Annotated in this window: 19 protein-coding genes; 13 read left to right on the top strand and 6 right to left on the bottom strand. The window is 53.0% G+C overall.

What is annotated here, in order from left to right:
- The 8 genes from Dvar_RS14775 to Dvar_RS14740 all read left to right on the top strand — a co-directional run bounded on the left by Dvar_RS14775 (window position 1) and on the right by Dvar_RS14740 (window position 5,658).
- Window positions 1-984, top strand: coding sequence for an NAD(P)H-dependent oxidoreductase (locus tag Dvar_RS14775; RefSeq protein ID WP_419662465.1), 984 nt, complete (start codon window positions 1-3; stop codon window positions 982-984).
- A gap of 30 nt (window positions 985-1,014) precedes the next feature.
- Window positions 1,015-1,194 carry a rubredoxin gene (locus tag Dvar_RS14770; RefSeq protein WP_419662464.1) on the top strand — a complete coding sequence of 60 codons (180 nt, stop codon included), beginning with the start codon at window positions 1,015-1,017 and terminating at the stop codon, window positions 1,192-1,194.
- 167 nt (window positions 1,195-1,361) lie between these two features.
- Window positions 1,362-1,523, top strand: a complete 162-nt coding sequence (rd, locus tag Dvar_RS14765) for a rubredoxin (protein WP_419662463.1) — start codon at window positions 1,362-1,364, stop codon at window positions 1,521-1,523.
- Between the two features lie 143 nt (window positions 1,524-1,666).
- Entirely contained in the window at window positions 1,667-2,851 is a 1,185-nt protein-coding gene (locus Dvar_RS14760) for an FprA family A-type flavoprotein (protein WP_419662462.1), read from the top strand.
- A gap of 109 nt (window positions 2,852-2,960) precedes the next feature.
- Entirely contained in the window at window positions 2,961-3,152 is a 192-nt protein-coding gene (locus tag Dvar_RS14755) for a ferredoxin (RefSeq protein WP_419662461.1), read from the top strand.
- 70 nt (window positions 3,153-3,222) lie between these two features.
- On the top strand, window positions 3,223-3,570 hold the full coding sequence (locus Dvar_RS14750) for a cytoplasmic protein (RefSeq protein WP_419662460.1): 348 nt from the start codon (window positions 3,223-3,225) through the stop codon (window positions 3,568-3,570).
- 1 nt (window position 3,571) lies between these two features.
- Window positions 3,572-4,252: a DVU0298 family protein gene (locus tag Dvar_RS14745; protein ID WP_419662459.1), complete on the top strand. Its 681-nt coding sequence runs from the start codon at window positions 3,572-3,574 to the stop codon at window positions 4,250-4,252.
- A gap of 428 nt (window positions 4,253-4,680) precedes the next feature.
- Window positions 4,681-5,658 (top strand): hypothetical protein, encoded by a 978-nt coding sequence (locus Dvar_RS14740; protein ID WP_419662458.1) that lies wholly within the window; start codon window positions 4,681-4,683, stop codon window positions 5,656-5,658.
- Between the two features lie 24 nt (window positions 5,659-5,682).
- Here Dvar_RS14740 and Dvar_RS14735 read toward each other — a convergent pair whose 3' ends face one another.
- The gene (locus Dvar_RS14735; RefSeq protein ID WP_419662457.1) at window positions 5,683-6,915 is read right to left on the bottom strand and encodes an MFS transporter; all 1,233 of its coding nucleotides are present in this window, start codon (window positions 6,913-6,915) and stop codon (window positions 5,683-5,685) included.
- A gap of 238 nt (window positions 6,916-7,153) precedes the next feature.
- Here Dvar_RS14735 and Dvar_RS14730 point away from each other — a divergent pair, with 238 nt between their 5' ends.
- Together Dvar_RS14730 and Dvar_RS14725 are read left to right on the top strand one after the other, a co-directional pair.
- Window positions 7,154-8,449 carry a hypothetical protein gene (locus Dvar_RS14730; RefSeq protein WP_419662456.1) on the top strand — a complete coding sequence of 432 codons (1,296 nt, stop codon included), beginning with the start codon at window positions 7,154-7,156 and terminating at the stop codon, window positions 8,447-8,449.
- A 12-nt stretch (window positions 8,450-8,461) separates the two neighbouring features.
- A complete protein-coding gene (locus tag Dvar_RS14725) occupies window positions 8,462-9,991 on the top strand; it encodes a right-handed parallel beta-helix repeat-containing protein (protein ID WP_419662455.1) in 1,530 nt (509 codons plus the stop codon).
- Window positions 9,992-10,168: 177 nt separating this feature from the next.
- Here the strand turns inward: Dvar_RS14725 and Dvar_RS14720 are convergent, their stop codons facing one another.
- The 3 genes from Dvar_RS14720 to Dvar_RS14710 form a co-directional block, all read right to left on the bottom strand.
- Window positions 10,169-10,570, bottom strand: a complete 402-nt coding sequence (locus Dvar_RS14720) for an HPP family protein (RefSeq protein ID WP_419662454.1) — start codon at window positions 10,568-10,570, stop codon at window positions 10,169-10,171.
- A gap of 140 nt (window positions 10,571-10,710) precedes the next feature.
- Entirely contained in the window at window positions 10,711-10,929 is a 219-nt protein-coding gene (locus Dvar_RS14715) for a hypothetical protein (RefSeq protein WP_419662453.1), read from the bottom strand.
- A 1,125-nt stretch (window positions 10,930-12,054) separates the two neighbouring features.
- On the bottom strand, window positions 12,055-13,248 hold the full coding sequence (locus Dvar_RS14710) for an MFS transporter (RefSeq protein ID WP_419662452.1): 1,194 nt from the start codon (window positions 13,246-13,248) through the stop codon (window positions 12,055-12,057).
- 153 nt (window positions 13,249-13,401) lie between these two features.
- Between Dvar_RS14710 and Dvar_RS14705 the strand changes: the two genes are divergently transcribed.
- From Dvar_RS14705 to Dvar_RS14695, 3 genes are all read left to right on the top strand, one after another.
- The gene (locus Dvar_RS14705) at window positions 13,402-14,106 is read left to right on the top strand and encodes a TonB family protein (protein WP_419662451.1); all 705 of its coding nucleotides are present in this window, start codon (window positions 13,402-13,404) and stop codon (window positions 14,104-14,106) included.
- Between the two features lie 94 nt (window positions 14,107-14,200).
- Entirely contained in the window at window positions 14,201-15,139 is a 939-nt protein-coding gene (locus Dvar_RS14700) for an ABC transporter permease (RefSeq protein ID WP_419662450.1), read from the top strand.
- A 214-nt stretch (window positions 15,140-15,353) separates the two neighbouring features.
- Complete coding sequence (locus tag Dvar_RS14695) at window positions 15,354-15,995, top strand: ABC transporter permease (RefSeq protein ID WP_419662449.1); 642 nt, start codon at window positions 15,354-15,356, stop codon at window positions 15,993-15,995.
- 164 nt (window positions 15,996-16,159) lie between these two features.
- Here the strand turns inward: Dvar_RS14695 and Dvar_RS14690 are convergent, their stop codons facing one another.
- Both Dvar_RS14690 and Dvar_RS14685 read right to left on the bottom strand, forming a co-directional pair.
- Complete coding sequence (locus Dvar_RS14690; RefSeq protein ID WP_419662448.1) at window positions 16,160-16,978, bottom strand: enoyl-CoA hydratase-related protein; 819 nt, start codon at window positions 16,976-16,978, stop codon at window positions 16,160-16,162.
- A gap of 384 nt (window positions 16,979-17,362) precedes the next feature.
- A complete protein-coding gene (locus tag Dvar_RS14685) occupies window positions 17,363-19,171 on the bottom strand; it encodes an SLC13 family permease (protein WP_419662447.1) in 1,809 nt (602 codons plus the stop codon).
- Between the last annotated feature and the right edge of the window lie 38 nt (window positions 19,172-19,209).

The following is a 19,209-nucleotide window of genomic DNA, read 5'->3' as shown; positions in this document are numbered from 1 at the left end:
ATGTTTATTTTAGGGCTTCAGGGAAGTCCCCGAAAAAACGGCAACACCGATGTTATGCTGCGAACCTTTATGGAGAAAGCCGGCCAGGCGGGCGCGGCCACCCACACCATTCAGGTGGCCAAGGCCGGTGTTGCGGCCTGCAAGGGATGCGGCTATTGCGAGTCCCACGGCAGGTGCGTAATCACCGATGATCCCATGGCCACCGAGATTTTTGGGTTGATCCGAAAGGCCGATCTGGTGGTTGCCGCCTCACCGGTTTACTTTTACGGTATCTCGGCCCAGCTCAAGGGCCTGATTGACCGCTGTCAGACTTTTTGGTCGAGAAAATATGTCTACAAGCTAAAGGATCCATTGGCAGCGACCCGTCAGGGCATCCTGTTCAGTGTGGCCGCGTCGCGCGGCAGGCAACTCTTTGATGGGATCCATCTGACCGCCAAGTATTTTTTCGATGCCATCGACGCCCGTTTCGAACACGCACTGACGTATCGCGGTGTTGAGTCCAAGGGCGCCATTCGAGAACATGAGAAGCTGGAAGCCGACATTGATGCCTTGATCGAGAAAACCGTGCGTCCCATGCTGTCACGGAAACAGATACTTTTCGTCTCCCCCCAGGGTGCCTGTCGCGCGCCGTTGGCCGCGGCCCTCGCCCAGGCGCAGCATGGCGATCAGGTTTGTACCGGTTTTGCCGGTCTGACGCCGGCATCTGCATTGTCACCGACCATGATCCAGGCCATCGAGGCCCGGGGGATGGATCTGGGCTACCGCAAGCCGGTGGGCATGGACCAGACCCTTTCGGGGACCCCGCCAGATCTGATCGTTGTCATGGACAAAACTATTCCGGATAATCTCGTCCCTGGCGTAAAAACGAAACACTGGCCGTTGTCGGCGCCGGATGCGGATGATCATGCCGCCATGGAACGGCTGATCGGTGAGGTTGAGACTCACATTGAGACACTGATCACTCAACACGGACAACGCAAATAGACTGAACCCACGCAAAAAAAAGGAGTTCCCATGGCCGAGCCCCACGAGATGTACCAATGCCAGACCGTTAATTGCGGCTATATCTACAATCCCGATAAGGGCGACCGTAAAGGTAAAATTCCCAAAGGAACGGCGTTTGAGGATCTTCCCGACGACTGGAAATGCCCGATCTGCGGTGCCGGGAAAAAGATGTTCCGCCCCCTTGGGTAAGGCTGCCGATCTTGCGCCACTTTCGGTTAGACAGGCAACAGATCTTCATGTTAAGAAAAACGCGCAAATCGTGCAGATGAATGGTTGATGGCCCTGCCACCGCATCGCCATTGCCATGCGATTATTTTTTTATTTAACTCAAACAATCCAACGCTACGGAGGTTACAATGGACAAGTATGTTTGCACACTCTGCGGTTATGTTTATGATCCTGAAGCAGGTGATCCCGACAACGGTGTGGCACCCGGCACCAAATGGGAAGATGTTCCAGCCGATTGGGAATGCCCGGTCTGCGGCGCATCGAAAGACGATTTTGAAAAAGAAGAATAATTAATCCTTATCATTTTCTTTCACGATAGATTCTTCTTAAAGTGATGGATTCGTATCGGATGCCCTTTTTCTGAAAATCGGGAAAAGGGCATTTCGATTCAAAAAAGGTTTTTTTAAAAGAAAAGAATGACAGGAAACGACACATGAAACCGACGAAAATTGCAGAAGGCGTCTATGATGTTGGCGTTATCGACTGGAATATCAGAGATTTTCACGGCTACTCGACCTATCGGGGCACCAGCTACAACGCCTTTTTGGTGGTTGACGAAAAAGTGGCCCTGATCGACACGGTAAAGGCACCGTTTGCCGACGAGCTGCTCGGTAATATCTCCCAAATCATTGATCCTCAAAAAATCGATTACGTGATCAGCAACCACACGGAAATGGACCATTCCGGCTCACTTCCACGCATCATGCAAGCAGTCGGTGAAAACAAACCGCTGTACTGCTCCAAGCTGGGCGCCAAAAACCTAGCCAGTCACTTTCCCAACGCCTGGGACTATCATCCGGTCAAAGACGGGGAGGAACTATCCTTGGGCAAACGGACCCTTTCCTTCATCGAAACCCGAATGATTCACTGGCCTGACAGCATGTTCACGTACCTGAAGGAAGACCACATTCTTTTCTCCAGCGACGGATTTGGCCAGCACTATGCAGGGTTCGACAAATTTGACGACCAGGCCGGCAGCGAAGCCATGGTACAGGCAAAGAAATACTATGCCAACATTCTGTTGCTTTATGCGCCCCGTATCCTCAAGCTGATCGAAAAAGTTGTGGCCTCGGGTATTCAGATTGACGTCATCTGTCCGGACCACGGTGTGATCTGGCGCAAGGAGCCGGCCAAAATCATCGATATGTATCTGAAATGGAGCCGCCAGGAAACAGAGAAAAAAGCCGTCGTAATCTATGACACCATGTGGAAAAGCACGGAAATCATGGCCAAGGCCATTGCCGAAGGGATTTCCCTGACCGGCGTGCAGGCCAAACCCATCCACATTCGCAGTTCCCATCGCAGTGAAATCATGACCGACGTACTGGATGCAGCCGCCGTGGTGGTAGGCTCACCGACGCTGAACAACCAGATGTTCCCCACCGTTGCGGATGTTTTGACCTACATGAAAGGTCTCAAACCCGTGGGCAGAATCGGTGGCGCTTTCGGCTCTTACGGATGGAGCGGTGAATCGGTCAGACTGGTCGCAGCCGAGATGGAAGCCATGAAATTCCAGATGATCGATGCGGGGCCACGGATTCAATACGTACCCGGCGGTGACGACATCGAGGCGTGTGTGGAATACGGCAAGAAGATCGGCGAGGCAGTCCTTAAATAGCTGGTTTCTGGTTTTAGGCTTTAAGGCTCGGGGGACAAACGGATAGGATTCCTTCAACCCTTCAGCCTTCAGCCTAAACACCTTCAACCTGGAGTTCTGGATTTATCCAATGAAAATACCTGTTGTCGACATCGGCAGCTGCACTTTGTGCATGGGCTGCGTGGCGGTCTGCCCCGACGTGTTTCAGGAAAATGATGCCGGGTATATAGAAGTCGTCGAAATGGACATCTATCCCCAAAAGGAAGTAGATGAGGCCATCAAATACTGTCCGGAAGATTGCATCAGCTGGGAGGAGCAATAGACCGCCACCACCCGAAAAATGGACTGTGTTTTCGATATCGGCGCCTTAACATTTAATTAACGAGGAAAACATGAAAAAAATTGCCCTTTTCGTTTTTAACGGTGACCCGGTTTGTTTTATCCATGTTCTGCTCAACGGGCTGGACATGAAAGAAAAAGGGTTGCAGGGACGTATTATTGTGGAAGGTTCGGCCACCGCACTATTGCCGAAACTGGCTGAAACGTCAAATCCCCTTCACAAGCTCTGGGAAAAAGCCAAGGCCGAAGGGATTGTGGACGGCGTCTGTAAAGGATGCGCACATAAAATGGGTACGGTAGACGAAGCGGTCAGTCAGGGGCTGACCCTACTGGACGATATGTCCGGTCACCCGTCCATGTCCAGTTACATCGACCAGGGCTTTGAGGTCATCTCTTTCTGATATGGGACACCGGCAATTAAAAATCCGTATGCAGCAATTGCTTCGGACTGAGGATATTCAGGCCGCATTGGCGGAAATCCGGCAGATCCCCGGCCGTCAGGCGGTCAATCCGCTCTTTTCTTTTTTTTACTCAACAGATGAAATGCTTCGCTGGCGGGCCATCACAGCCATGGGTGTGGTGGTCGGCCAGCTGGCCGACAGCCATATGGAATCGGCGCGCGTAATCATGCGCCGGCTCATGTGGAATTTAAATGACGAGTCCGGCGGTATCGGATGGGGATCACCCGAAGCCATGGGAGAAATTACTGCGGTCCATCCAATGCTGGCAATGGAATTTCACCGCATTCTGATCTCTTATGTAGATCCGTCAGGCAACTATTTGGAGCACCCAGGGCTTCAACGCGGCGCCGTGTGGGGGATGGGTCGCCTGGCCCACGCCAGGCCGGACCTCGCCCAACCGGCGGCTGGTTTGCTACCCGCCTTTTTCAATGCTTCGGACCCTTATTTACGCGGCATGGCCATATGGGCCGCAGGGCCGATACTCACCAGCCAATTACGCCCCTTGGTGCAGGCGCACCGGTCCGACCATGCGCCCTTGCACCTGTACCGTCAATTGACACTCACTCGTCCCACCGTGGCCGAACTGGCCGAAGCAGCGCTTGCTCTGAAAAAAATGCCCTGATGGATCAGACGATGTTACCGTTTGACAATTTGGAGAATAGCCCTATGCAATGACGGCCTTCACTTTTCTCCCCCCATCGCCCCAGGAAAATTTGGTAACTCAATGGGAAGCCAGCGTAATTATCGGGCACCATGGAATCGACCAATTTCTCACAAGCCCTTGATAACAAGCATATTGAAAGTTGGCACACGAATTGTTACTCTTTATTCGATTGAGTTCTCAAAACCACTTAGTGGTCCGGCTTGCCGTCATCTAAGAGCCAATTCCAATGCAATCGATGATTGCATACCATTTCTGATCATTTTGGGGAAAAATCGTCAGCACAAATAACAATCGTATTTTTTGCTGACATTTTCATAATGAGAACAGCGAAACCTGGAGCCTTTTGCTGGGACGATGGATGCGAGTTTTTTCTTAAAGGAGGTGCAATGGGGCGCGTTATTCGGATTATAACAATTTCAATTTTATTGATTTCAATCGTGATACCGGCAAGTTGGGCGGCCGAGCCGATCATCATCGATCATGCCTGCACGGATATCACCAAAATTCCTCAGGCCGCCATCGAAAGGGCCAAGGCCCGGCTGCACATCGCCTATGGCCATAGCACCCACGGCAACCAATTGACAGCGGGCATGACCGGTCTGGTGGCTTTTGCCAATAGTGGCGGTCTGGGATTGGCTCTGCCAGAGGATATTTTTGCCTGGAACGATGGCGGCGCCGACGGGGCATTGGATCTTCACGATGGCGCCATGGGGGGCAGCATGGGAGATTATCCCCGATGGGTCATCAACACCAGGAACTATCTGGACAATCCGGCCAACAACAAGGTAAATGTCGTGATCTGGTCCTGGTGTGATCAGATGGAGGCCAAATATGCTGCCGGCACCATAAAAAGTGAGTACCTCGAGCCCATGGCCCAGTTGGAGTCCACCTATCCCCATGTGACCTTTGTGTATATGACCGGGCATGTGAATATCTGGAACGATGCCAACAATAAAACCGCCAATCAGATAATCCGCGACTATTGTATGGCTAACAACAAGGTCTTGTACGATTTCGCCGACATTGAGCGCTATGATCCCAGTGGCAAATATTACGAGTTTGCCCATGACAATTGCGACTACTACGACGGCCCCGGGGGGAAAAATCTGGGCAACTGGGCCACACAATGGCAGGACACTCATGTTGAAGGACAAGATTGGTATTATTGTTATACTGCCGACTCTGAATCACTCAATGCCAACCAGAAAGCCTTCGCCGCCTGGTGGCTGTGTGCCAGATTGGTAGGCTGGGACGGCGTCTCCGTATCCAGCGTCCAGCCCGTTTTGATTTCTTCGCTTCCCGTCATGATCCTGGCCCTGCTGGGCATCATTATTTCGGGTCTGCGAAAAAGAATTGGGTTATAGGGGGAGCCATGGTGCCCATTGAAATCAAGACCGGTCAGCAGGGGGGGTGACCGGTCTCAGAGAAATGAGCAATCCCATGGCGATCACAGCCATGGCCATGATCATCCAAAACGTGGACTGGTAGCTGCCGCTCTGGTCAAACAGATGTCCGGCAAAAAAGGGTCCCACGGCACCACCGGTGGTACCAAAAAAGACCACAAGGCCAAACAGCGCGCCATGAGAATGAATACCAAACCACTCGGCTACCAGAGGCGAAATAGCGGTAAAAAAGCCCCCATGCGCCAGACCATACACGGCGGCAAAAAGATACAGCATCCAGAGCTTATGGGCGACCTGCAACCATCCAAGGCCTGCCAGCAACAGGATAAAACAGGCCAGCATTACCCTTTTGCTCCCTTTTCGATCAATCATTAGACCGCTGACAAAGCGTCCCACCATGCTCACCGCACCAATGGTGGAAAGAATACCAGCCGCCTTGATGGGAGAAACGCCGCAGTCGCGGGCATGGGGCACGATATGCAGCATGATGATCATTAAACAAAAAACGAGAAAAAGATTGAGCAGACAAATGGTCCACAACTGGATTGTTTTCAATGCCTGGGATAACGGCAGGCTGGTTGCCGGTTGGCGCGTGGGGCGATGTCGACGGGCGGGTGCGGGTCTTTGGTCCGGGGTCAACACGCCGGGGTCACGGCGCATCAATTGAGCAATCGCAATCAAGATCACGGCGGCACTGACACCGATAGCGGCAAAACTCCAGCGCCAGCCGTGGGTGAGAATAAGACCGCTGGCCAAAAGGGGGATGGCGAATTGACCGGCACCGGTGCCCACCTTGGCAATGCCGGTCATCACCCCCCGACGGGACGTAAACCACCTGGCAATAGTGGTCAGGGCAATCACATCAATGGAACTGAGTCCAATACCAAAGATGATACCGTAATACAAATAAAGTTCCGAAAGGCTGGTCAGACGTGCCATCAAAACGCACCCCAAGCCAAAAAAAATGGCCGTAATTGTCATGAGATAGCGTGGGCCGAAACGATCGTTGAGGCGACCGATAATGATGCCAAACAGTCCCCAACAAAAAAAGGCCGTAGAAGAAGCGCCGGCAATGGCGGCCCGTGTCCAGCCGAATTCCTCCATTATGGGGTTGAAAAAGACACCAAAGGCAATGTAGGTTCCTACGCCGAGGGCTTGAATACTAAAACAAATGGCAACCATGAGATAAGCATAAAAGTTTCGCTGCAAGGCAGGCATCGTCAATGTCTTCCCTTTCAAAACGGGTTACCGGTTGGGTGGGACTAAAAATGGCATTTTTATTAGATATACGTTCGATATAAAGGTTTTGCAACCACAGGCTTTGCTAACCAAATCGGTTATGGTGGATTGAAGTGGATCTGTTTCTTTTTTGTTGAAGGTCATTCGTTTTTTTAAAATTTCGTTTTTCAACTGTCGCTGCTGATCGCTGTCTGGAATCTGATAAAAGGAGAATTGCATGCAAATACTGACGTGGCAATCTGTTCGAGGGCTGATACTGTTGATCCTTTTTATGACGCTTACCGTTTGGCGGTTTCCCGTCCATGCCGAGGAAATCGTCGTATCGACCGCCACTGAACTCTCGATTGCCGTCAGCAGCAGCCTTGAAGGCGATATTATCCTGCTTGAAAACGGGGTTTACAATCTCAACGACAGCGGCACCATCGTCATCCGGACCCACGGTTTGACCATCCAGAGTGAAAGCGGTGACCGGTCGGCGGTGGTTGTTAAGGGATGGGGCATGACGGCCGGCAGCCACAATGGTTTTTGGATATCGGCCGATGATGTCGTCATCGCCGACTTGACCATCCAGAATGTGAGGAACCACTGCATTCAAACGGATGTGGCCGTGGACCGTCTGATCGTCAGCAATTGTATCCTGCGCGATGCGGGTGAGCAGCTTCTCAAGGTTGCTTCGGCGACGGGTGCCGATTATTCGGACGACGGCCTGGTGGAAGGCTGTCTGTTTGAATACAGCGCCGGCGTGGGGCCGCAATACTACATCGGCGGAATCGACGTCCATCACGGCAAAAACTGGGTCGTACGCGATAACCGGTTTCAATTTATCCGCAGCCCTGACAACCGCTTTGCAGAACATGCCATCCATTTCTGGAACGATTCTCGTGGTACCCTGGTGGAACGGAACTGGATTTTCAACTGCGACCGGGGTATCGGCTTTGGTCTGGGCAACAGCACCCACACCGGCGGCACAATCCGCAACAACATGATCGCCCACGACGGCGCTACCCTTCCCGATGGCGGTGCCGGAAAAAATGATGTGGGCATCGGTTTGGAATCCGCACCGGGCGCCCAGGTTTACAACAATACGGTTTTTTTCCTGCATTCCTACAATGCCATTGAGTATCGTTTCAGTTCCACCACCGGCGTGATCATCTCCAGTAACCTGACCAACCGGCCGATCCTGCAGCGCGATGACGCCACAGCAACCCTTGAAACGAACATCACCGATGCCGAGGAGGGCTGGTTTGTAGACGCCCCCACCGGCGAGCTGCATCTGGCCACCCCGGTTGCCAGGGTTGTGGATCAGGCCAATGCCATCGACCTGCCGACGGACGATTTTGATCAGGATCCGCGGCCCCAGGGATCGGGCGTGGATATCGGCGCCGATGAAATGATGGCTTGCGTTGTCGATCAGGATACGGACGGCGATGTGGATGGCAAGGACCTGGCCTTGACCGCAAGTTTCATCGACATCGACTGTGTATCCGTATTCGCGCAACAATTTGGACGGTAGGGAGAAATGACCATGCAGACGAACACAACCATGGCAGCGGTATTGATGATGATCGCGTCCATTTTCATAGCGTTACCGATTGCAGCATTTGGTGGTTTGCCACCGGTAGACCTGAATTACGATGGCGATGTGGATGGAGATGATCTGGCGGCATTTGCACGCACCGGCACGGCCAACGATATGGCCCGCTTTGCCGCATCGTTTGGGTTGATGGAAAATTTCTCGCACGTGTATGCGGTCGGACCGGGCCAAGCCTATGCAGATCCGGGTGAGGTGCCCTGGGAATCCCTGGAAGCCGGTTCACTGGTCCAGATTCATTACCGTAAGGCCCCTTACCGCAATAAATGGGTGCTGGCCGTGGCCGGAACAGCCGATGCCCCCATCGTGGTCCGCGGCATCCCCGAGGATGGCGTGCTGCCCGTGATCAGCGGCGAGGACGCCACCACCCGGCAGGCCCTGGATTACTGGAATGAAGTCCGTTCGGTAATCAAGGTCGGGGGATCAAGCCGGCCGTCGGCATTTCCCAGTTATGTCATCATCGAAAATCTGGAAGTGTGCAGCGCCCGTCCGGCTTATTCTTTCACCGATGATAGGGGCAATTCGGCAATCTATAGCGAAAACGCGGCTGCCATCCACGTTGAGATGGGCAGTCACATCACCATCCGCAACTGCATCCTGCGCGACTGTGGCAACGGGTTCTTTGCCGGATCAGACAGTGCCGACCTGTTGCTGGAAAACAATTATATCGCCGACAACGGCATTGCAGGCAGCTGGTACCAGCACAACAACTACACCGAATGCCAGGGCATCACGTTTCAGTACAACCACTTCGGTCCTTTACGAGACGGCTGCCTTGGGAACAACCTCAAGGACCGCTCGGCCGGCACGGTGGTGCGCTACAACTGGATCGAAGCCGGCAATCGTACCCTGGATCTGGTGGACAGCGGCGACAGCGATCTGATCCAGGCTCCCGCTTACCAGGAAACCTTCGTCTACGGCAACGTTCTGATCAAGCATGACGTGGAAGAAAACAACCAGGTGCTGCATTACGGGGGGGACAGCGGCAACACGGCCGACTATCGCAAAGGGACCCTGTGGTTTTTCAACAACACGGTGGTCTCCTATCGCTCGGGCAATACCACGTTAGTGCGGCTTTCCACAAACGACGAGTATGCCGAATGCTTTAACAACGTGGTCATGGCCACGGCCGGCAGCGGCCGCCTGGCCATCCTGAATTCCGCCGGCACCATCAACCTTCACCACAACTGGTTGACCCAGGGATGGGTGGATGCCCACAGCACGCTTTTGGGAATTGTCAATGCGGCTGACAACCCCACCGGCACCGCGCCGGGATTTGTCGACATGGCCGACAAGGACTATCATCTGGCGACCGGCAGCCGGTGCGTCAATGCCGGCGACGACCTGCCTGCCGATATTCTCCCTGACCATGCCCTTCAGCAGCAATATATACGGCACCAGTCTTACACCACTCGCCTCCGGGACAACCTGATCGACATGGGCGCCTTCGAGAGTGATAATTGATCAAGAACAATATTGATCAAAGTATGCGATGAGACTTGAAGGAGTAAGTTTTAATGCAGACCACGATAATACAATTTGTGAATTTATTTTTTCGCGAACACTTAGGCTTTTCGACCAATCGGCAAAGGAAGATGGTTGAACGCACTCTGGTCGATCCGTTTATCGATCATGCTTTTTTTACATATAGGTGACAAATTCTGGCTCGATCAAAGTGGTAAGAATATCGCATCTGGATACGATCCCCACCAGCTTGCCATCTTGGGTAACCGGCAGCCGGATAATGTTTTTTTCTTTCATGGTTTTAACCACTTCCGTCAAGGCCGTGTCCACATCTACCGTTACCGGTTTGGTCGTCATGATATCATTGACGATAATTTTCACCAACTCCTTTCCCGACAAAACGGCGTCCAGGATATCCAGTTCGGTGATAATCCCAATGACCTGACCTTCATCATCGGTGACCGGCATGCCGCTGTAAAAGCCATTTAGAAACTGAAAGACAACGTCTCTTACCGGTGCATTTTTTTTGGCCGCCACCACGGGTCTGACCATTACATCGGATGCCTTCAGATTTTTCATTACACGCCTCCTTTGGTGAATATGAGTATTTTTCGATTAATTTTGTCCAGCAATAAAAAGCCTTGCTATCCAGATCCATTGTCATGAATCGGGTTGATCAATTTACCGGCCATCATTATCTTAAAAAGATAGCGGTTGATCTATTCCGCAAAGAAGTCGCGATGAACCGATAGAACCAACGACTCATCTTTTCGCCGGATTTTTTCCCGCCGGCAAATCCAACCCACGATGCTGATATAGGCAAAGCCTGGACTCGCCTTTTTGCGCCGGTCTTGCTTTCGCCGGAATTCAGCACCGTCGTCCGGCTTGGAATAGATCGCTTTACTTCCAATCTTGTTGCCTGCTTTGTTCCCGATCATAATGCACCTCCTTTGTATACTACTATTTAAAGAGCAAAGGATGTGCCACTTAGCAATCGGCTAAAATGCAGTGTTCGCGGCATACGGTGCCCGATCGTTCGGGAAATGACTGTCACCTTTTTTTACAAGGTGAAAAAAGATTCTTATCATCGCTCATGATCATGGGCAGGGAGAATAAGTAGTTATCAACGAATGCATAGATGTGCCTCCACGTTTAAAACTCGCAGTTGGTATCGTTCGGTAACGCCCAGGTAACGTTAAATAGCGCAGAAAAAAAACTAGCTCGTCATATTTTTTCTAAATGCACCCCAGTATATTGTGGCCGTTTTGCCTTGACAACCTATTGTATTTTCGTTTTATATCTGCTTTCGAAAAGCAAGTTAATATCGTTAGAAAGGATTCAGCTCATATAGTAACGGATTGTTTTAAATATCTTTTTTACAACTCTCCAGTTGAAGAATGAATTCTTGCTACTTACGAAGCGATGGAGGCAAAATGAATTTTATAAGTTGTGAGAAATGTGGGACCGTGTTTGACACAAGCAGATTGAAGGAACCAGCAATCCATGATCGAATGGGAAAACTTCTTCAAGATGCACGAGCTGTATGGGACGACAGCAAAAGTGAATTTATTCCCTTAATGACTTGTCCGGTTTGCAATAATTATATCAGATATGACAATGGGAATTGCGAATAACCAAATTCAATCATGCAAAAGACTTATCCATAAACCGTTTTAAGCGGATAGTGACTTCATCACACCAGGCCACATAAAAGGGGCGTTCCGGACGCCCCCCAAGACTTCCCTGGGCTGAATACGTGCATAATTTCATCCCTGCCCCACACTCGCTCAAAAAATTACCAACCAATGCGGCATTTAAAACAGACCGGCGAACGTCTGCACCGTAACTGGGTCGCTTACCCGTCGCACCTGAAGAAAAGGTTCAGGCCGGTCAAGTGCCATAATAGTACTGTTTCGCTGTAGTACTTCCGGTGGACTATCCATTGCCCTTGATGAGGTGAAGGAGCTGGCCATGCCTGCAACCCTATTTTTGCAGAATTCGGTTCCAAATGCGGTTACCCTGGTCCAGAATAATGTATTTAGAGCCGTTGCTATCGAGGTAGGTCAAGAAGTCGTCGCTGTCGCCACGTTTTTCAAGACAATGCCCATCAACGCCAATACCGCAAAAATTGCCCCTGTATAGAAGGTGACGGATGCGCCGAAGCGGTCCCACAGCAGCCCTGCGGCGGCGCTGGCCGTCAACATGGCGATGCCGCTGACCAGGTTGAAAAAGCCATAGGCCGTGCCACGCAGATCTATCGGAGCGGCATCGGCAACCATTGTCGCAAGCAATCCCTGGGTCATTCCCATATGAAGCCCCCATAAGGATACCCCGGCCGCGACGGTAAGCCAATTATCATTTACGGCCAAAATTAGATCGGCGATGATCAGGACCAACAAGCCCAGCGACAGCAACGTGCCGTGGTTCATTCGATCCGACAACCTGCCAAACGGATAGGCAGATCCTGAATAGACCATGTTCATGCCCGCCATCACCAGAGGAACGTAGGCGACCGGAATACCGCCTTGTTGGGCGCGTAGCACCAGAAATGCTTCACTGAACCGCGCCAACGCGAACGCCGCACCGATGCCGACCACCCACCAGTACATACCACTCAGACGAACGAGGTTTTCACGGCGAATCGGGTTGGTGCGTTTCCTGCCGACGTGCCGCTTCGGTTCATGCACGCCGAACAACAGCAGAAAAACAGCCAGCATGCCCGGGATGAGGGCCATCCAAAACACGGACCGAAAGTCATTGGCCCAAAGCAGCATCAGGCTGACCGCCAGTAGAGGGCCAAGCAGCGCGCCTAACGTGTCGAGAGATTGGCGCAGGCCGAATGCCGCGCCGCGTACCTCAACCGGTGCGATATCCGCCACCAAGGCATCTCGCGGGGCTCCCCGCACCCCTTTTCCGACACGGTCCAGCAGACGTGCCATGAGGACGATGGCTGCGGTTGGGGCGATGGCAAACAGCGGTTTGGTCAATGCGCTCAAGGCATAACCGAATACGGCCAGCACCTTGCGCTTGCCCAGATAGTCGCTGAGGGTGCCGGAAAAGACTTTTGCGATAAGGGCTGTGGATTCGGCAGCCCCCTCAATCAGGCCCACCATAAGCGCACTCGCACCCAGGGGGCCGACAAGGAACAGGGGCAGCAAACTGTGGATCATCTCGGATGAAATGTCCATGAGCATACTCACCAGGCCTAGCCCCCAGACACTCATCGGGATGGTCTTGAACGCTGCGTTCGTCCTCATCGCCTAATCTCCTATTGAGCTCTTGACCCTATATACAAAACCATTTTATTTATAAACAATAACCATAAAAAAGCGCCTCATTTTCACGTCTTCATATCACCGGTTCACCCTATCTCCGACGCCTTTCTTTTCGATCGTCAGGAGTAATGAACTATGTCAGTAACCACCGAACAGAACGATTACTTCGATGCTGTTTCCCGGCGCACATGGGCCACTTGGCTGGAGGCGGGATTGATTGCCGTCGGATTGAATGTGGTGCTGTTTTTGCTGATGCCCAATTTTGTGGAACCGGCACCGTCCCGGTCATCCTTTGGCACATTGGTGCCCCAGGTCAACGTCATTCGCATGAAACGGCCGGGCTCCGAAGTCAGGCGAAAGCCGCGCATACCGCCCAAACTTCCCAAGCCCAAACAGATTCCCAAACCCGACACCATGCCCCGGCACCCCCTGAGAGAAAAACTGACCCTGCCGTTTGAGGTCAACACCAAGCTTCCCGGCGGCCCCAACAGCCTGGTACTGCCGCCGCTCAAAAGTGCGCCCCTGGTTAACACCAGTGTCTTGCAAAGCGCATTTTCCGTCGATCAGTTGGACGGTCCCCTGACAACCCTGACGCGTATTCCCCCGGTGTACCCGATAGCGGCGCGTAAGCGTGGGATTGAAGGCTGGGTCAAGGTGGCCTTTATTGTCGACGAGACCGGCCGGGTGGGCGACATCACCATCTTGGATGCCAAACCCAAAGACCTTTTTGACCAAAGCGTTGAACGATGCGTACGCGCCTGGCGGTTCAAACCGGGTACCGTCGAGGGCATTCCCGTCAAGGCGAAGGTCGAGACGGTGATTGACTTCAAATTGGAGTAATGTCTGTGTTGGGCAATGCCCAACCGACCCAGACTATCTTTTCTGAATGCGACGATGAATGTCAAATGGTGGTATTTAAAAATGGAGAATGGAGATGGCTGGTTTCCTGATCAAAAAGACAGCCGGCATGGCCCTGGTCCTTTTCGGTGCATCGTTTCTGACCTATGCCATGATTCTTCTGGCTCCGGGGGATGCGGCCAGAGAGATCGCCGTGGCCCGGTACGGCGGGGAAGGACAACTGGACCGGGCCACCGTGGAAGATATCAGGGAAAAAGAGGGGCTTGACCAGCCCTTTCTGGTCCAGTACGGACGGTGGCTGTCCCATGTTGGGCGGCTTGATTTCGGGTATTCCCTGGTGGAGGAAGCTGGTGTTTTGCATCTGATCTGCGCCCGGTTTTCAAAAACCCTGGAACTGGCCGTCGCTTCCATCCTGATTGCCCTGACCGTATCCCTGCCCCTGGGCACCCTGGCTGGGCTAAAGCAAAACTCCTGGCTGGATTCCGCATCGGTTTACCTGTCCGTCCTGGGGCTTTCCATTCCCAATTTCTGGCTGGGGGCTGCTTTTAATCACCCTTTTTTCGGTTTATCTACACTGGCTGCCCAGTTTCGGGACCGGCGGATGGCAGCATCTGATCATGCCGGCCCTCACCCTGGGGACTTCCCTTACCGCCTACATGCCAGGCTGCTGCGCCTTTCGGTCATCCAGAGCCTGGAATTGGAGCATGTCCTTGCCTTGAGGGCCAGAGGGACCGACTCCCCAAGAGTTCTGGGAAAGCACATATTTAAAAACACCCTGATTCCGGTGGTTACCATCGTGGGCCTGGAATTCGGACTGATCCTCGAGGGGGCCGTGATAACAGAGGTGGTGTTTTCCTGGCCCGGGCTTGGCAGCCTCATGGTGGACGCCATCAGCAACCGGGATTATCCCCTGATCCAGGGCGTGGTGCTGTTCACCGGCGCCATTTTTGTGTTGATCAACTTCGGGGTGGATCTGATCTGCAGCACCCTGGATCCAAGGATACGCATGCAATGAGTTTATCTTCCCAGATACCCACACCCGGCCATCTTTTGGCCGCTGCAGCCCGGAATCCTGTGGGCAGTGTTGCCTCAGGCATCCTGATCCTTCTGGTCATTGTGGTCGTGGCCGGACCGGCCCTGGCGCCCCATGATTCGCTGACATCAAGCCCGGCCATGCGGCTTTGCCTGCCCAGCGCTCAGTTTCCCATGGGTTGTGATACCCTGGTCCGGTGCCTGTTTTCCCGGATCATTTACGGTGCAGAGCCTGTCTTGGCATCGGGTTTGCTGCGGTTGCCCTTTCGGCCTGCCTGGGCACGGCCGTCGGGCTGGTGGCCGGATACTTCAAAGGCTGGGCCGATGAAGTGTTCATGCGCATCACCGACATGTTCCTGGCCTTCCCCGAGATGGTGGCGGCCATTGCCCTGGCCGGCATCATGGGCCCGGGAGACCTGAACCTGGTCTTTGCCATCAGCTGCGTGTCCTGGACAAAATACGCCCGCCTGTCCCGGGGAATCGCCCTGACCACCCGGGAAGCCCTTTACGTAAAGTCGGCCCGTCTGTCCGGGGTATCACCGGTAATGATCATTATCCGCCATATCCTGCCCACGGTCCGGCCGTCCATGACGGTCCTGGCCACGATCGGAATGGCCAAGGGCATTTTAAGCGTGTCCGCCCTGGGATTTCTCGGTTTCGGGGTTCAGCCCCCTGACCCGGAGTGGGGAACCCTGCTCATGGAAGGCAAGGATTACCTGTTCATCGCCCCCCATCTGTCCATCTTCCCCGGCCTTTGCATCATGCTGACCGTTCTTTCCTTTAACCTCGTTGGTGATCGGTTAGAAAATTTGAGAAGTAGCAATTCGGGGCATCAATAAGCGTTTTTGTCAATCAACGGCGCACCCTTCCGATGGGTCCGGAATAGGGCTTCATCTTTTAGCGCCTGTTTGGTAAATCCGTCTAAGACCCGCCAGCGGCGCCTACAACTATCTCAAAATGCTCACATCACATCAGCTTTGGCTCCGACCCAAACGGTTTTGGCCTATTGACCCTTGAAGTGTGGCTCCCTTTTCTCTTTAAGCGCCCTGACCCCCTCAAAGTGATCGGCCGTTCGCTGGGTGATGCCCTGAAAGGCGGCGACCAGATCCAGATGTCCGCTGATTTCCGCAGTTCGGGCCTGACGGATCGCTTTTTTGATCATCGAAACAGCGACAGGGCTGTTTCCGGAAATCATTCGGGCAATTTTTCCAGTTTCTTCTTTCAAGGATGCTTCTTCGACAAGGGTATTCAAAAGACCCAAGGCAAGCGCCTCTTCTGCCGTTACAATCCGTCCGGTGAGGGATAGTTCCATGGCCTTGGCGTATCCAACCACTCTCTGAAGAAAAAAAGCGCCCCCGTCCCCGGGGACCAGGGCCAGTTTGGCAAAGGTTTCCCCGAACCTGGAATGCCGGCACCCAATGCGCATGTCACACATGCAGGCCAGGTCGCACCCGGCCCCGATCGCGGCCCCGTTGACCATTGCGATGATCGGGGTCTGAAGGGACTCGATCGTTATTGGAATTTGCTGGATGCCCTTTGTGTATCTGCGTCTGAGTTCCTCCGGGTCGCCGGCAAACATTCCTGTCTTTTCTTCCATGGCCTTGACGTCACCGCCGGCACAGAAATTCTTTCCCGCTCCCGTCAGGATGACGACGCGCACGTCATCATCCCAGTCCGCTTCCCGTAGCAGACGGCAAAGGTCCGAAATCATCTGGTCCGAAAACGAATTGGAATACTGGGGGCGGTTCAGTGTCACCCATAGCAGCGGACTGTCCACGTCGACGATCAGATCCGAATAGGTATGTGTAAGGTAATCTTTCATATTTCTTATTATCCCCAATTCATGCTTACATTTTTGCAGATAGTTGAAAATACAATTTTTTAACCGGCTCTGAAACGAAATATTACCTGTACGTATCAAAGCCCACAGGAAACGTGTGATAATCAACCATGTATCTGGCGTTCTAGCCGATTACAGATACGGTTCTACAATCTGCAGAGCGGAACGAAGAATAGAGCGAAGGAAATTTGATGCATCTGTACTCGCCTTCCGTCGACGAAAATTTTTAATAATCTGCAATTTTAAAAATATTGATTTCAAGCAAATTGATTTACCTAATCACTGGTTTGGCTAAACTAATGATTGCGCTCCTACCTACCCATGTGAGGATGGCATCACTCGGCGTCTGGCATTAGCAAAAGCACCCTAAAGAGCGAGAAGAACGGCAGTTGTCACCGCCATAACGATCGACAAACCGGTCCCCACCTTGACAAAGTCTTTAGTCTGATATCCGCCCGATCCCATTATCATTAGATTGCACTGATGGGCGAACGGGAGGACGAATGCGCAGCTGGCACCGTAAGCTACGGCGAGAAACGCCATGCCGACATCAACGCCGCTCGATTCCGCTGCTGCGTATGCGACTGGCGAAAGGATAACCGCTGCAGCTGCGTTGTTCGATGTGGTGCTAAGCAATGAAGAGACGGCAAACAGCGCGCCGAATACATAGAAATTACATAAACTCATCTCCGCCGGGAACAAAGTCGCCGCCAATTTGCCTGCCAAGCCGGTTTGGAAGAGTGCGTCGCCAAGAGGAACCGTACCTATGATTAAAAAAAGGATACGTAGATCGATTGCTTTTTGAGCGCCTCGAAGCGACACGCAGCCGGTCGCCACCATCAGGAGCGCACTGGCAAGGGCACTAACCGCAAGTGGGCACCATCCGAGAACCGGGGGTAGGAGCGCCGCAGCCAGAAGCAGCAATGCGATCGGTGCATGCCGGACATCCTCCTCGGATCGTTGCCGATCCAAGAGAAATAGATCATCGTTCTCCTCTATTTTTCGGATGTTTCGGGTAGGTCCGTACACAAGCAGCGCATCTCCTATCTTCAGCGGGGTCGCTCCAACGTCCTTTTCGATTAGTTCGCCTCCTCTCCAGATGGCGAGGACCGATAGCCCGAAAACGCCGCGAAAGCTGAGGTCAATCAGGGTCCGATTGAGGAAGGCGGAGTGGGGCGAGATGGAGACCTCAGCAAAATTGATACCGCGCCCCAATAGCTGATCTTCCTCGTCCTCTGTGGCGATTTCGATGGGAATTGAGTGTGCCTTGGATAGTTCTTGTGCGTTTTCATCCTTCCCCTCTATGAAGAGAACATCACCAGTTTTAATCATCAGATCTGGCTGGACGTCTATAAATTGATGCCAAAAGCCCTTTGTGCGACTGACCTGGACCACCTCGATCTGATATCGTTTTCCGAGGCCTACCTGAGCAATCGTGTTGTCGGCCAGCTTGGACCCCGATGCAACGGTCAGCTTATAGAGCCTCTTTTTGGGATGGTAATGCATTAACATTCGGTCCCTGAAATTTTCCCTCTTCGCCGTGTGGTCAGACTCACGCCGGCTGATCAATCTAATCCCGATTAGTGCCATGTAAGCGATGCCTACGACCGAGATGGGAATCCCCACAATGGCGAACTCGAACATCCCGAGCTTCCGAACGCCCCCGCTGAGTCGCTCGAGCTCACTGCCGAGGATAAGGTTTGGAGTAGTTGAGATTAGGGTGAGGGTGCCGCCGAGAATCGCCGCATATCCGAGGGGCATCATCAATCGAGAGGGGCAAATCTTTGCTCTGCGTGAGAGCACCAGAACCGCCGGTAGGAAAACCGCAACGGTGGCAGCGTTCGACATGATCGCCGACAGGACGCAGGTGGTGACCATGATCATAAGAACCAAACTCCGCTCTTTTTTGCCACCGAATCGCTCGAGCATTCGCCCCATCAACGTTGCGACACCGCTTTCTTTTAGGCCAGCCGAGAGCACAAAAATCCCTCCCAGGGCGATCACCGCATTGTTGCCGAACCCGCGGAGTGCTGCCTCGGCCGGGCTGACGGTCCCGGTGACCGCTAGCACAACGGGAATCGAGAGTGCGGTGGCTTCGAGGGGGATCAGCTTACTGATGAAGAGCACCATAGCCACGACCAGCGTAGCGATGGCGATCCAGGCGTGAATATCCATCTCTCCTTATCTTCCGTGTTATAGTTGATCCGGTGCTT

It is taken from the genome of Desulfosarcina variabilis str. Montpellier, from assembly GCF_048565275.1.
Classification (GTDB): domain Bacteria; phylum Desulfobacterota; class Desulfobacteria; order Desulfobacterales; family Desulfosarcinaceae; genus Desulfosarcina; species Desulfosarcina variabilis.
Note: the sequence above shows the minus strand (reverse complement) of the source record. Positions and strands in the feature narration are given on the sequence as shown.